Source organism: Nocardioides sp., from assembly GCF_030149505.1.
Classification (GTDB): Bacteria; Actinomycetota; Actinomycetes; order Propionibacteriales; family Nocardioidaceae; genus Nocardioides.
Genome location: NZ_JASBRN010000077.1, coordinates 22,275 through 35,863, shown reverse-complemented (window position 1 = coordinate 35,863; position 13,589 = coordinate 22,275). Strand labels below are relative to the sequence as shown.

Annotated in this window: 14 protein-coding genes; 5 read left to right on the top strand and 9 right to left on the bottom strand. The window is 71.7% G+C overall.

The genetic code is table 11. The features are described 5' to 3' along the window. Positions 1-31: 31 nt before the first annotated feature. From Q1V71_RS17525 to Q1V71_RS17505, 5 genes are all read right to left on the bottom strand, one after another. Entirely contained in the window at positions 32-679 is a 648-nt protein-coding gene (locus Q1V71_RS17525) for a hypothetical protein (protein ID WP_300645480.1), read from the bottom strand. Between the two features lie 112 nt (positions 680-791). After that, entirely contained in the window at positions 792-1,895 is a 1,104-nt protein-coding gene (locus Q1V71_RS17520) for a hypothetical protein (RefSeq protein WP_300645479.1), read from the bottom strand. A 104-nt stretch (positions 1,896-1,999) separates the two neighbouring features. Continuing rightward, positions 2,000-2,320 carry a hypothetical protein gene (locus Q1V71_RS17515; RefSeq protein WP_300645478.1) on the bottom strand — a complete coding sequence of 107 codons (321 nt, stop codon included), beginning with the start codon at positions 2,318-2,320 and terminating at the stop codon, positions 2,000-2,002. After that, entirely contained in the window at positions 2,317-2,634 is a 318-nt protein-coding gene (locus tag Q1V71_RS17510; RefSeq protein WP_300645477.1) for an SAV_915 family protein, read from the bottom strand. The genes Q1V71_RS17515 and Q1V71_RS17510 overlap by 4 nt, the downstream gene beginning before the upstream one ends. Positions 2,635-2,651: 17 nt before the next feature. Further along, complete coding sequence (locus Q1V71_RS17505) at positions 2,652-3,329, bottom strand: Crp/Fnr family transcriptional regulator (RefSeq protein ID WP_300645476.1); 678 nt, start codon at positions 3,327-3,329, stop codon at positions 2,652-2,654. A 230-nt stretch (positions 3,330-3,559) separates the two neighbouring features. On the opposite strand from Q1V71_RS17505, the gene nth reads away from it, so the two are divergent. The 5 genes from nth (at position 3,560) to Q1V71_RS17480 (ending at position 7,425) form a co-directional block, all read left to right on the top strand. Next, positions 3,560-4,264 (top strand): endonuclease III, encoded by a 705-nt coding sequence (gene nth, locus Q1V71_RS17500; RefSeq protein ID WP_300645475.1) that lies wholly within the window; start codon positions 3,560-3,562, stop codon positions 4,262-4,264. Beyond that, complete coding sequence (locus Q1V71_RS17495) at positions 4,261-4,872, top strand: TlpA disulfide reductase family protein (RefSeq protein WP_300645474.1); 612 nt, start codon at positions 4,261-4,263, stop codon at positions 4,870-4,872. The genes nth and Q1V71_RS17495 overlap by 4 nt, the downstream gene beginning before the upstream one ends. Beyond that, entirely contained in the window at positions 4,869-5,582 is a 714-nt protein-coding gene (locus Q1V71_RS17490; RefSeq protein WP_300645473.1) for a CoA pyrophosphatase, read from the top strand. Before Q1V71_RS17495 ends, Q1V71_RS17490 begins: the two co-directional genes overlap by 4 nt. Next, positions 5,583-6,755 (top strand): MarP family serine protease, encoded by a 1,173-nt coding sequence (locus Q1V71_RS17485; protein ID WP_300645472.1) that lies wholly within the window; start codon positions 5,583-5,585, stop codon positions 6,753-6,755. A 265-nt stretch (positions 6,756-7,020) separates the two neighbouring features. Continuing rightward, a complete protein-coding gene (locus Q1V71_RS17480) occupies positions 7,021-7,425 on the top strand; it encodes a phage holin family protein (protein ID WP_300645471.1) in 405 nt (134 codons plus the stop codon). Positions 7,426-7,578: 153 nt separating this feature from the next. Here Q1V71_RS17480 and nhaA read toward each other — a convergent pair whose 3' ends face one another. From nhaA to Q1V71_RS17460, 4 genes are all read right to left on the bottom strand, one after another. Next, positions 7,579-8,961 carry a Na+/H+ antiporter NhaA gene (nhaA, locus tag Q1V71_RS17475; RefSeq protein WP_367280161.1) on the bottom strand — a complete coding sequence of 461 codons (1,383 nt, stop codon included), beginning with the start codon at positions 8,959-8,961 and terminating at the stop codon, positions 7,579-7,581. A gap of 202 nt (positions 8,962-9,163) precedes the next feature. After that, positions 9,164-11,146, bottom strand: coding sequence for an acetate--CoA ligase (gene acs, locus Q1V71_RS17470; protein ID WP_300645470.1), 1,983 nt, complete (start codon positions 11,144-11,146; stop codon positions 9,164-9,166). A 208-nt stretch (positions 11,147-11,354) separates the two neighbouring features. After that, positions 11,355-12,947, bottom strand: a complete 1,593-nt coding sequence (locus tag Q1V71_RS17465) for a cation acetate symporter (RefSeq protein WP_300645469.1) — start codon at positions 12,945-12,947, stop codon at positions 11,355-11,357. A gap of 1 nt (position 12,948) precedes the next feature. Beyond that, positions 12,949-13,323, bottom strand: coding sequence for a DUF485 domain-containing protein (locus tag Q1V71_RS17460; RefSeq protein WP_300645468.1), 375 nt, complete (start codon positions 13,321-13,323; stop codon positions 12,949-12,951). Between the last annotated feature and the right edge of the window lie 266 nt (positions 13,324-13,589).

Sequence of the window (13,589 nt, the reverse complement as noted above, 5' to 3'; positions counted from 1 at the left end):
ACGTCAGACGCAGACGGGGGTCGGAATGGGGTCACCTGATCGGGAGGTCAGGAGTGCCGCGGGGGATGAGCGCCTCGCGGGTGGGTCGGTCGCCGATGTGCAGGTCCCGGAGCAGCCGCATGATGGCGGCGGGGTCCTGGAGCAGCGTGAGACGGACCTCGATCCCCGGCTCCTCGGGCACGTGGTCGAGCGGGAGCAGGGAGAACCTCTTGCGGGCGCGGTGGGTGGTGGCGTCGCGAGCGGCGCCGATGCGCACGCTGGCCCAGCGGGAGCGCCGGTGGACGTAGTCGATGAAGGACACGTCGTCCCAGGCCAGCTCGACCTCGATGCCGGCGCCTTCGTGACGCAGCCGGTCGATCCCGATGAGCAGGGCCGGTGCCCGCGCGGCGACCCGCCCCATCTCCTCGGCGAGCAGCAGGAAGCCCAGCGCCAGGATGCCCACGATGACGCCGCCGACGGCGGACTGCTCCGCGATGCTCAGGGCGCCGAGCCCGATACCCAGGGCTGTCGCGACAAGGACGACGGCGACAGCGACCGTGAGGGAGCGCGTGGGCCCGAGCCGCAGTCGCCAAGCCGGGCGGCCGTCGAGCTCAGCGACCGACCAGGGGTCCATGTAGCCCCGGAGGCTGGCCAGCATCATGAGTGACACCGACCCGGTGAAGAGCGCCAGGACGAGCATGCCTGTCCGGTCCTGCTGCCCGGTGGCGGCAGCCCAGAGGGCTCCTGCGCAGATCACCCCCGTGATCGCGGCCGTGAAGAGAACGCCCGCCGTTCGAGGGGTGGAAAGGCCTTCAGAAGATCGCGTCAAAGACCTCGCCTACCCCATCTCCGACGCTGCCGACAGTTTCGCCGAGCTCGCCCAACCCGTCGGAGACGGCGCCTCCCCAGTCGCCCAGACTGTCGGCGCCGGACTCGAAAAGGCTGTCGACGGCTCCGGACGTGAACGAGCCGACCACGAGCCCTACACCAGCACCGACGACGACCCCAGCGGCCGTCCCGACTCCCGGTAACGGAACGAGGGTGCCGATAGCCGCGCCTGCTGCTGCGCCGGCTAGAACACCCGAGGCGATCGAGGCCGTCGCGGGGACGGCGTTGGAGACGATGGCCTGCGTCGGCCCCTCCTCGTCCCAGTCCGAGTAGATGCCGAACCCGGCTGCCGCGACGTCGAGCACCCACAGCCCCCGAGTGAGTCCGCGCGGCAGCTCCCAGTTGGGGAGTCCCGCACGGGCGGCGGGGTGGGCGTCGTCGAGACGGTCCGCTTCGTCGAGCAGGTCGTAGAAGTGGTTCCGGTCGAGTACTCGGCCGTCAGGGGTGTAGAGGGCATCGGCGTGCACGCGCAGCTCGGCCGCCCGCGTGAGCATGGAGTCGACCTCGGCGACGAGGATGGGCGTCGTACGTCGGATGAGCTCGAGCTGGACGCCAGCTGACAGGAGCGCGGCCGCGATGTTGACGTACCTCGTGTCATGACGTGCCCAAGCCGCGCCAGCCGCGTCGAGCGCGGCCTGCCACCTGTTCCACGTGCCATTCGCGTCCTCGACACAGCGGTTCCAGGTTCGCACCCGCTGCTCGTGCTGGCGCACGCTCTCATCCCAAGCGTCCGCTTGGGCAGGTGTGGCGTCGGGTCCGGGTCTCGACCCGGACGGCCCCGGACCCGGATGGCGGACGAAGAAGCCGTCGACTGTCAGTTCGGCGCTCATGGCGAGGGAGCGGACAGTGGCCATCTCCTCCTGTGCTTTCTCCATCGCGGTGGCAAGCGCCTCGAGGTCGACTGCGACGGCAGCGCTGATCTGCGCGCCCTCATCGGCTGCGGTGGCGAGAGTGGCCGCACGGGAAGCGAACGCCGTGGCGGCCTCCCCGTCCCAGTCTCCCCGCGCAGCCGAGCGCTGGGCGGCCACGGTGTCGCCGAGGTCGGAGAAGCCGGTGCCGAGGTCGGAGCGGAGCCAGGTGGCCACGGAGCGGATCGCCGCGCTGCTGCCCTCGATCTCGGTGTCGAGATCGCTCACGACCTGAGCCCCTGGACGAGGAAGGAGGCCGCGGCGACGGCGTCGGTGTCCTGCACCACGACGTTGCAGTCCTCGACGGCCGAGGCGAGGACCCGGGCCTCGTAGGAGAGCCTCGCCCCGGCCTCACTGGCAGCAGCCAGGATCATCAGCAGTAGCGGCTCGGCCTGCCCGGTGCCACCTGCCGTGGGACGCGTGCTTCCGCAGGCATCGAGCTCGCCCGCACCGGTGCCGAGGCCGGCGGCGACCCGCGTCAGCGCGGCGGGATCGACAACCAGGCTCGACGGGGCCGTGCCGCCTCCGCCGTCGGCGGCGATCACCGCGGCTGCCTCTGAGGACCGGGCTCGCGCCGCTCCTCGGGGACGTAGACATCGGTGTAGACGACGTCGAACGGTCGGACGTCGTAGAGACGTTGGAGCTCGTGGGTCGGCAGTCCGAACCACGGCTGGTCCTCGCCGCAGCAAGCGTGCAGCCTGTCGAGCGCTGAGTAGACGAGCAGGGCGGTGCGGCCGTCCTTCGTCGTGCGGTAAACCGCCTCGGCTCCCGCGGCCTCGCGCACGTGCGCGAGACAGGGGATGTAGAGGAACGGCGGGTAGTCGCGCGGGATGCGAGGAGCAGTGGTGTCCGAGTCCACCGGGTGCGTCCTCCGGCTCAGCGGGCGCGGCGGCTGAGCCGCTCGACGTCCATGATCACGACCGAGCGGGGCTCCAGGCGCAGCCAGCCGCGCGAGGCGAAGTCGGCCAGCGCCTTGTTGACGGTCTCGCGGGAGGCGCCGACCAACTGGGCGAGCTCCTCCTGGGTGAGGTCGTGGTGGACGTGCACGCCGTCGTCGGCGGTGCGGCCGAAGCGGTCGGCGAGGTCGAGCAGCGCCTTGGCGACGCGGCCGGGCACGTCGGAGAAGACCAGGTCGGCCACGACGTCGTTGGCCTTGCGCAGCCGGCCGGCGAGCTGGGCGAGCAGGCCACGGGCGACGACCGGACGGCCCTCGAGCCAGCGCAGGAGGTCCTCGTGGGAGAGCGAGGCGAAGGAGCAGTCGGTGACCGCGGTGACGGTGGCCGAGCGCGGGCCCGGGTCGAAGAGCGACAGCTCGCCGAACATCTGGCCGGGGCCGAGGATCGCCAGGAGGTTCTCGCGGCCGTCGGAGGAGGTGCGGCCCAGCTTCACCTTGCCGTCGAGGACGACGTAGAGCTTGTCGCCGGAGTCGCCCTCGTGGAAGAGCACGTCGCCGCGGCGCAGCCGGTTCTCGCTCATCGAGCCGCGCAGCGCCGAGGCCGCCTCGTCGTCGAGCGCGCTGAAGAGCGGTGCCTGGCGGAGCACGTCGTTGTCCACGGGACCTCCTTGGGGAGCGTCGAGGACCAGGGCGGTCCGCGGCGCACGTCTGCGTGTGACGATCCTATCGAGTGCAATTCATCACAAGCACCATCGGGGGCGCCACCCGCGTGGCGGTCCTTCCGGCAAAGCTCCTGCTCGCGTGGGGGTTCCGGGGTCCGGAGCGCGGTGAGGAGCGGCCGGCCACGGCGTACGAGCCGGCTGTCGCACCCGTCTCGTAGGGTTGCGCTGTGCCCGCGCCGGAGTCCCCCCTCGCCCTGACCCGGCGGGCCCGTCGCATCCACCGGGTGCTGGCCGAGACCTACCCCGACGCGCACTGCGAGCTCGACTTCGACGACGCCTTCCAGCTGCTCGTCGTCACGGTCCTGTCCGCGCAGACGACCGACAAGCGGGTCAACGCGGTGCGCCCGACCCTCTTCGCCGCCTACCCCGACGCCCGGGCAATGGCGGCGGCCGACCGGGAGACGCTCGAGGGGATCGTCGGGCCGCTCGGCTTCTTCCGGGCCAAGACCGAGTCGCTGCTCAAGCTCTCCGCCCACCTCGTCGAGCACCACGAGGGCCAGGTGCCGCCGAGGCTGGCCGAGCTCGTGAAGCTGCCCGGCGTCGGCCGCAAGACCGCCAACGTCGTGCTCGGCAACGCCTTCGACGTGCCGGGCATCACCGTCGACACCCACTTCGGCCGGCTGGCACGCCGGTTCGGTTGGACAGAGGAGACCGACCCGGTCAAGGTCGAGCACGCCGTGGGGGCACTGTTCCCCCGCAGGGACTGGACGATGCTCAGCCACCGCCTCATCTGGCACGGCCGGCGCCGCTGCCACGCGCAGAAGCCCGCGTGCGGTGCCTGCCCGGTCGCCCGCCTCTGCCCGGCGTACGGCGAGGGGCCGACGGACCCGGTGGCCGCCGAAAAGCTCGTGCGCACCGAGGGCCGCGCATGAGCGCCCGGCTGCGGCCCGCCCTCGCAGCGCTGGCCGCGGCGGCCCTGCTCGCCGGCTGCTCCGGCGGGGAGAGCCCGATCGTGCCCGACCCGCCCCGGATCGACGTCGACACCCAGGAGCTGCGCGAGGCCAAGGAGGAGGCGGGCATCGAGGACTGCGTGCCCGGTGAGGCGGAGCCGGTCGAGGGCGGCCTGCCCCAGATCGTCCTGCCCTGTTTCGGCGGCGGTCCCGACGTCGACCTCTCCACCCTGCGCGGGCCGCTCGTGGTCAACCTCTGGGCATCGTGGTGCGGCCCGTGCCGCCGCGAGATGCCCGTCCTGGCGGAGTTCCACCGCGAGCACGGCGACCGGGTCCCGGTGCTGGGCGTGGACTTCCAGGACCCGGCGACCGGGGTGGCGATGGAGCAGCTCGTGCAGCGCGGCGTCACCTACCCCTCGGTCGCCGACACCGGCGGCGACCTGGCGGCCACGGCGCTGCGGATCACTGCGATGCCCACGACGGTCCTGGTCGCCGAGGACGGCACCGTCGCCCAGGTGCTGCCGCTGGAGCTGGAGACCGTCGAGGAGCTCGAGGACCTCGTCGCCGAGCACCTGGGGATCGAGCTGTGACCGGCGTACGCCCCTCGCTGCCCGCGTGGCTCGAGGAGGTCCGCGCCGGGGCCGAGGCCATCGACGCCCTGGACCTGACCCGGTTCACCCCGCCCGAGGACGGTTCGGCCCGCCCCGGCGCCGTCCTGATGCTGTTCGGCGAGGGGGAGCAGGGTGGCGAGCTGCTGCTCACCGAGCGCGCCCACGACATGCGCAGCCACCCCGGGCAGGTCTCCTTCCCGGGCGGCTCCCTCGACCCGGGCGAGACCGTCGAGGAGGCGGCGCTGCGCGAGGCCGAGGAGGAGGTCGGGCTCGACCCGGCCGAGGTGACGCTCTTCGGTCGGCTGCCCGAGCTGTGGCTGCCCCCCTCGAACTTCGCCGTCACGCCGGTCCTGGGCTGGTGGGCAGACCCGTCGGGGGTGCACATCGCCTCGCGGGCGGAGGTGCACGCCATCCACCACGCGCCGATCGCCGAGCTGCTCGACCCCGAGCACCGCGTGACCGTGCGGCACCCCAAGGGCTACCAGAGCCCCGGGTTCCTCATCGGGCCCGAGAAGGACGTCATCCTCTGGGGCTTCACCGGTGGCATCATCGCCCGCCTCTTCGACTACCTCGGCTGGTCCCGGCCCTGGGACGAGTCACGCATCCAGGACCTGCCCGACTACATGCTCTCCGCCGACCACCGGATCTCCGAGGCCGCCAAGATGCTCGACATCGAGGAGGACCTGTAGGTGAACCTCCTCGACTGGCTGCTGCTGCTCCTCGTCTTGGCCTACGCCCTCTCCGGCTACTGGCAGGGCTTCATCACCGGTGCCGCCGCCACCGCCGGCCTGCTCCTCGGCGGACTGCTCGGTATCTGGCTGGCCCCGATCGCCCTCGGCGACGCCGACCCCTCGCTGCTGGTCTCCCTCGGGGCGCTCTTCATCGTCATCGTGGCCGCGTCCCTGGGCCAGGCCTCCTTCCAGTACGCCGGGGCCCGGCTGCGCTCGCGGATCACCTGGCAGCCCGTGCGTGCCCTCGACGCGGTCGGCGGTGCCGCGTTGAGCGCGGCGGCGGTCCTGCTGGTCGCCTGGGCCCTGGGCGTGGCGGTCTCCGGCTCGCGGATCGCCGGCATCACCCCGCTCGTGCGCTCCTCCAGCGTGCTGGCCCAGGTCGACGACGCGCTCCCGACCTCCGCGGACCGGCTGCTCCAGGCGTTCAACGGCGTCGTCGGCACCGGCTTCTTCCCGCGCTACCTCGAGCCGTTCGCCCCCGAGCGGATCGTCCAGGTGGCCCCCGGCAACGAGCGGGTGCTGCGCCGTCCGGCCGTGGAGGCGGTCCGGCCGAGCGTGCTGAAGATCCGCGGCACCAACCGCTGCGGCTCCGGCATCGAGGGCAGCGGCTTCGTCTACGCGCCCGACCGGGTCATGACCAACGCCCACGTGGTGGCCGGTGTCGACGCCCCGCAGGTGCAGGTCGGCGAGGAGACCGTGCAGGGCGAGGTCGTCTACTACAACCCCGACGTCGACGTCGCGGTGGTCGAGGTCGACACCGGCACCGCGCCGGTCCTGGAGTTCGCCGACGCCGCCCCCGAGGACGCGATCGTCATCGTCGGCTACCCCGAGGACGGCCCGTACGACGTGCGCGCCGGCCGCATCCGCGCCGAGCAGCGGCTGCGCTCGCCCAACATCTACGGCACCGGCACGGTGATCCGCGAGGTCTTCTCGCTGCGTGGCCTCGTCCGTCCCGGGAACTCCGGCGGCCCGATCGTCAACCCGCGCGGCGACGTCGTCGGCGTGGTGTTCGCGGCCTCGGTCACCGACGCCGAGACCGGCTACGCCCTGACGCGCGACCAGGTGCAGACCGCGGCCGAGCAGGGTCGGGCGGGCACGGAGCCGGTCTCCACCGGCGCCTGCGCGTCCTAGGGTCCGCGGGTGGGTGCGCGGGGTCGCGGCCTCCCGGGGACGCCCGCCTCGTCGCTACCAGCCTCCTCGCTCGTGCCTCACGAGGAGGCCGCCAGACCCAACCACGCTCCTCGGCGGGCGTCCCCGTCCGGCCGCGCCCCCCGCGCACCCCCGGGCCGGCGGCGGGGAACCCACCCGGCGCGGGTCACCCGGGCGGGCCGGGTGGGAGGGGGCAGGTGTTCGCTAGGGTCGGGCAGTCAGCCGGAGCCGAGTCCCAGGAGTTGCAGTGGCCATCGAAGAGGTCAAGGAGACCGACCCGACCATCGGGCGCCTGGTGGCCGACGCCAGCCGTGACATCTCCACGCTCATCAGCAAGGAGATCGAGCTCGCCAAGTCCGAGCTCAAGATCAGCGCCAAGTTCGGCGGCGTGGGCGTCGGGCTCTTCGCGGCCGCCGCGTTCGTCGCAGTGCTGGCGATCATCATGCTGTCGGTCGCGCTGGCGTACTTCATCCACTGGAACGGCTCGGGCCTGGACCTGCACTGGGCGTTCCTGATCGTCTTCGGCTTCTACCTCCTGCTCGCGGGCGGGATGGTGTTCGCCGGGGTCCGCAGCGTGAAGAAGGTCAAGGCCCCCGAGCGTGCGATCAAGCAGGGCAAGGAGATCCCCCGGGCGCTGAAGGGCCAGGCCTGAGCGTTCGTCGCTTTCGCGGGCGGCAAGGTTCATCGGCCGGCCGATGAACCTTGCGCTGGGCCGATGAAGGAACGTCGGCCTACGTCAAGGTCTGTCGGCCGGCCGATGAATCTCGCCGGACCGGACCGGACCGGGCCTACCCGCCCGTCTCCCTCAGCGGCGCTCGCGCTGGAACACGTCGGGGATGCCGTCGAGGTCCTCGTCGACGGTCTCGAGCTCGTTGAGCCGCTGGTAGACCCGGTCCCGCGCCTTGAGCACGATGCTCGCCAGTGCGACCGCGGTCATCGAGCCCACGAGGACGCCGACCTTCACGTGCTCGTCACGCTCGGAGCCGGTGCCGAAGGCCAGCTCGCCGATGAGCAGCGAGACTGTGAAGCCGATGCCCGCGAGCATCGACAGGCCGATGACGTCGACCCACGAGAGCTCGTCGTCGAGCTCGGCGCGGGTGAACTTCGATAGCAGCCAGGTCGCGCCCGTGATGCCGACGCTCTTGCCGACGACCAGGCCGGTGATGATGCCCAGCGCGACCGGGTCGGTGATCGACTCCGCCAGCCCGGACAGGCCGCCGACGGTGACGCCGGCGGCGAAGAAGGCGAAGACGGGTACGGCGAATCCGGCACTGATCGGGCGCACCAGGTGCTCCAGGTGCTCGGCCAGGCCGGGGCCGTCGGCGCCGTCGCGGCGCAGCACCGGCACCGTGAAGCCGAGCAGCACCCCGGCCACGGTGGCGTGCACGCCGGACTCGTGGATCAGCACCCAGGCCAGCACTGCAAGGGGGAGGAGCAGCCAGCCGGAGCGGATCCGCTTCTGCACGAGCAACGCGAAGACGGCGATCGGCACCAGGCCGAGCAGCAGGAACACCACGTCGAGGTCGGCGGTGTAGAAGAGCGCGATGATCGTGATGGCCAGCAGGTCGTCCACCACGGCCAGGGTCAGCAGGAAGGTCCGCAGCCCCGAGGGCAGGTGGGTGCTGATGACGGCGAGGATCGCCACGGCGAACGCGATGTCGGTCGCGGTCGGGATGGCCCAACCCTCCAGCGCGCCGTCGGAACCGAGGTTCCACGCGACGTAGATCAGCGCCGGGGCGATCATGCCGCCGACGGCGGCCGCCATCGGCAGCGCAGCGCGCCGCGGGTCGCGCAGGTCGCCGGCGACGAACTCGCGCTTGAGCTCCAGGCCGACCACGAAGAAGAAGATCGCCAGCAGTCCGTCGGCCGCCCACTTGCCGATCGTCAGGTCGAGGTGGAGGGAGAACGCACCGAGGTCGACGGGCTCGGAGATCGGCTTGAAGTCGCGGATCGCCTCGTACGCGCCGGCGTAGGCGGTGTTGGCCCAGATGATGGCGATCGCGGCACCCACGATGAGCAGCAGGCCGCCGGTCGTCTCTCCGCGCAGGACCTCCGAGACCCGGCTGCTCTCCAGGAAGCTGCCGCGGCTGAAGAGCCGGGGGTGGGCCGCCACGTCGTGCTCGCCGGCCCCCTGGGGGTCGGGCTCACGGGGGTCGATCGGGCTGCCGGTCGGGTCGGTGGGGCTCACGCAGGTCTCCTCGGGGGACGACGGGTCGACGACGTACGTGCCGACCAGACTTCCCGGCTCACCGAGGGTCCACGCTACCGGTCCGGGTGCTCACCCCGACCGGTGGGACGCGGCGTACCGGTGGTGCTCACCGGTACGCCGCGTCGCTCCTGGTCCGCCCGCAGGCGGCTGCCCGGCCGCCCACGGGCGGCTCGGGCTCCGCTCACTCGTCGCCCTTGCCGCCCGAGAGGCCGGAGGAGATGAGGTCCATCACGGAGGAGTCGGCGAGCGTGGTGACGTCCCCGACCTCGCGGTTCTCGGCGACGTCGCGCAGCAGGCGGCGCATGATCTTGCCCGAGCGGGTCTTCGGCAGCTCGGGGACTATCATGATCTGCCGCGGCGTCGCGATCGGGCCGATCTCCTTGCGCACGTGCTTGCGGAGCTCGGCGACGATGTCGTCGCCGCCGTCGCCGGCCTCCTCGCGGAGGATGACGAACGCGCAGACCGCCTGGCCGGTGTCCTCGTCCTTGGCGCCGACGACCGCAGCCTCGGCGACCTTGGGGTGCGAGACCAGTGCCGACTCGATCTCGGTCGTGGACAGCCGGTGGCCCGACACGTTCATCACGTCGTCGACGCGGCCCAGCACCCAGAGGTCGCCGTCGGAGTCCTTCTTGGCGCCGTCGCCGGCGAAGTAGTAGCCCTGCTTGGCGAAGCGCGACCAGTAGGTCTCCTTGAACCGCTCGTCGTCGCCCCAGATCGTGCGCAGCATCGAGGGCCACGGCTCGGTGAGCACGAGGTAGCCGCCCGAGCCGTTCGGGACGGGCTTGCCCTCCTCGTCGACGACCTCCGCCGCCACGCCGGGGATGGGGATCATCGCGGAGCCCGGCTTGCCCGCAGTGACGCCGGGCAGCGGGCTGATCATGATCGAGCCGGTCTCGGTCTGCCACCAGGTGTCGACAACGGGCGTCCTGTCGCCCCCGATCACGTGGCGGTACCAGACGTAGGCCTCGGGGTTGATCGGCTCACCGACCGAGCCGAGGAGCCGCAGCGAGGACAGGTCGCGCGCGTCGGGGATCTCGCGGCCCTGCTTCATGAACGAGCGGATCGCGGTGGGTGCGGTGTAGAAGATCGTCACCCCGTGCTGCTCGATGATGTCCCACCACCGGCCGCGCTCGGGGGAGTCGGGGGTGCCCTCGTAGAGCACCTGCGTCACGCCGTTGGCCAGCGGGCCGTAGACGATGTAGGAGTGCCCGGTGACCCAGCCGATGTCGGCGGTGCACCAGTAGACGTCGTCGTCCTTGAGGTCGAAGACCGCCCAGTGCGTGTAGGAGCAGCCCACGAGGTAGCCCCCGGTGGTGTGCAGGATGCCCTTGGGCTTGCCGGTCGTGCCTGAGGTGTACATGACGTAGAGCGGGTGCTCGGCGTCGAAGGCCTCCGGGGTGTGCTGGGTCGAGGCGCCGTCCACGGCGTCGTGCCACCACACGTCGACGCTGTCGTCCCACTCCACCTCCTGGCCGGTGCGGCGCACGACGAGGACCTTCTCCACCGTGTGGCCCAGGGTCTCGGCCTTGGTGCGGGCCTCGTCGACGGCCGGCTTGAGCGCCGATGCGGCGCCGCGGCGGTAGCCGCCGTCGGCGGTGACGACGACCTTGGCCTGGCAGTCCTCCAGGCGGGAGGCGAGCGCGTCGGAGGAGAACCCGCCGAAGACGACCGTGTGCGGGGCGCCGATGCGTGCGCAAGCCAGCATCGTGACGACGGCCTCGGGGATCATCGGCATGTAGATCGCGACCCGGTCGCCGGCCGCGACGCCGAGGTCGGTGAGGGCGTTGGCGGCCTGGGAGACCAGGTCCTGCAACTCGGCGTAGGTGATCGAGCGCGTGTCACCCACGGGCTCGCCGACGAAGTGGATCGCGACCTTGTCGCCGCGGCCGGCCTCGACGTGCCGGTCGACGCAGTTGTACGCCGCGTTCAGCTTCCCCCCGACGTACCACTTCGCGAACGGCGGGTCGCTCCAGTCGAGGACCTGCGTGAACGGCTCGGCCCAGGTGATCCGCTCGGCCTGCGCGGCCCAGAAGCCCTCGCGGTCCGCGGCGGCGCGGTCGTAGGCCTCGGCGGTGAGGTTGGCGTGTGCGGCCAGCTCGGCGGGGGGGTCGAAGCGGCGGTCCTCCTGGAGCAGGTTGGCCAAGGTCTGGTCGGTGTTGCTCACGTCGTCATCTCCTGCGCGGGATCGAAGGGGTGGCCCGGCTCACACTAGGCGGCCGGGGGAGGCGGGGGGGATACCCGGTTACCCGGGTATCGGCGCACATCCGTGCGCGGGTAGCGGACCGGATGTGCAGCGGTACCCGGGGGAGGCGGGTATCGCAGCACCGGGGCCGCCGGGGAGCACCCCGACGACCCCGGTCGCCACGGTGGCGTCAGTGGCTGACCGCCTCCTCGGCCCCGGCGCCGGTGAGCGCGCGGACCTCGAGCTCGGTGTAGCGGTCGGCGGCGGCCGGCTCCTTGCTGGTGACGCTGCCGAGCCAGCCCAGGAAGAAGCCCATCGGGATCGAGACGATGCCGGGGTTGCTGAGCGGGAACCAGGACCAGTCGCCGCTGGTGAACAGCGCGGTCTCGGAGCCGGAGACCACCGGGGAGAAGAACACCAGGCCGACGGCGCTGATGAGGCCGCCGTAGATGCTCCACACGGCACCGCGGGTGTTGAAGCCGCGCCAGAACATGTTGTAGACGATCGCCGGCAGGTTGGCGGAGGCCGCGACGGCGAAGGCCAGTGCCACCAGGAAGGCGATGTTGAGGTTCTGGGCCGGGATGGCCAGGACGATCGCGACCAGGCCGATGCCGGCGGCGGCGTACCGGGTCACGCGGATCTCGTCCTGCTCGCTCGCGGTGCCCTTCTTGAGCACGCTGTTGTAGATGTCGTGCGCCACCGAGGCGGACGAGGTCAGCACCAGTCCTGCGACCACCGCGAGGATCGTCGCGAAGGCGACCGCCGCGATGAGGGCCAGCAGGACCGCACCGCCGGTCGAGCCGGCACCGCCGCCGACGGCCTCGGCCAGCTTCGGCGAGGCCAGGTTGCCGGCCGAGTCGAGCGTGGAGGTGTCCAGCAGGGCCGCGGCACCGAAGCCGAGCACCAGCGTGAACAGGTAAAACACGCCGATCAGGCCGATCGCCCACAGCACCGACTTCCGGGCGTCACGGGAGGTCGGGACGGTGTAGAAGCGGATCAGGATGTGCGGCAGACCGGCGGTGCCGAGCACCAGGGCCAGGCCCAGGGAGATGAAGTCGATCTTCGAGGTGGCGTCGGCGCCGTACCGCAGCCCCGGCTCGAGGAAGGCCTGGCCGGACCCGGAGTTCGCGGCCGCGGCGCCGAGCATGTCGGAGATGTTGAAGTCGAACTTCGCCAGCACCAGCACGACGATGAGCGCCGAGCCGGTCATCAGCAGGACCGCCTTGACGATCTGGACCCAGGTGGTGCCCTTCATGCCGCCGACGGTGACGTAGAAGATCATCAGCGCGCCGACGGCGAAGATCGTGAGGTTCTTGGTGGTCTGGCTGTCGACGCCGAGCAGCAGCGCGACGAGCGCACCCGCGCCGACCATCTGGGCGAGCAGGTAGAAGATCGACACGACGACGGTCGAGGTGGCGGCCGCGGTGCGGACCGGGCGCTGGCGCATCCGGAAGGCCAGCTGGTCGGCCATGGTGTAGCGCCCGGAGTTGCGCAGCATCTCCGCGACCAGGAGCAGGGCGACCAGCCAGGCGACCAGGAAGCCGATGGAGTAGAGGAAGCCGTCGTAGCCGTAGAGCGCGATGGCGCCGGAGATGCCGAGGAAGGACGCGGCCGACATGTAGTCGCCGCCGATCGCGAGGCCGTTCTGGAAGCCGGAGAAGGACCGGCCGCCGGCGTAGAAGTCGTTGGTGCCGGAGGACTGGCGGCTGGCCCAGAAGGTGATGCCGACGGTCAGGGCGACGACGGTCAGGAACAGGATCGTGGTGAGGACCTGGCTGCTCATCTCAGCGCACCTCCGCCCGCTCGGCGCGGTAGCGCTGGTCCAGGGCACGGGCGCCCGGGTCGAGGTGCTTGTTGGAGTAGCGGCTGTAGAGCCACGCGATGAGGAAGGTCGTCGCGAACTGCAGCAGGCCGAAGACCAGCGCGACGTTGATGTTGCCCACGACCTGGATCGCCATGAAGTCGGTGGCGTAGTTCGACATGAGCACGTAGAGCAGGTACCAGCTCAGGAACGCCACGGTCGCCGGCAGCACGAAGCCGCGGTAGGCCTTGCGCAGGGCGGCGAACTCGTCGCTGGCGTGCAGGTGGTCGTAGACCGGATCGTGACGGGCGGCCTGGTCGTGGCCGTGGCTCCCGGCCGGCTCGTGGGTGGTGGGCACTGCAACCTCCTGGTGTCGCGCGGGTCGCACGGGTGTGTGACCGCGGTCACGCTAGGGAGCGGGCGGTTCGCTTGTGGATGCCCTCAGACCCGCCCGTCGCCCAGCGGCGCCCACGCGCGCCGAACGGTCGTGCTCGTACGACGAGCGGCGGGTGCGCGCGGCCGCACCAGCGCGGCCCGAGGGTGGCGTGGGCGTGGCCCGAGGCCGGCGTGAGGTCGTGAGGTGGAGTTGACGGCGTCGTTGCGCAGGGGCCACGGCGGCGGAAC

Coding starts and splice junctions, on each gene's coding strand:
- Q1V71_RS17465 (WP_300645469.1), bottom strand. CDS start 12,947: ATGAGCAGCCAGGTCCTCACCACGATCCTGTTCCTGACCGTCGTCGCC.
- Q1V71_RS17495 (WP_300645474.1), top strand. CDS start 4,261: ATGAGCGCCCGGCTGCGGCCCGCCCTCGCAGCGCTGGCCGCGGCGGCC.
- Q1V71_RS17525 (WP_300645480.1), bottom strand. CDS start 679: ATGCTCGTCCTGGCGCTCTTCACCGGGTCGGTGTCACTCATGATGCTG.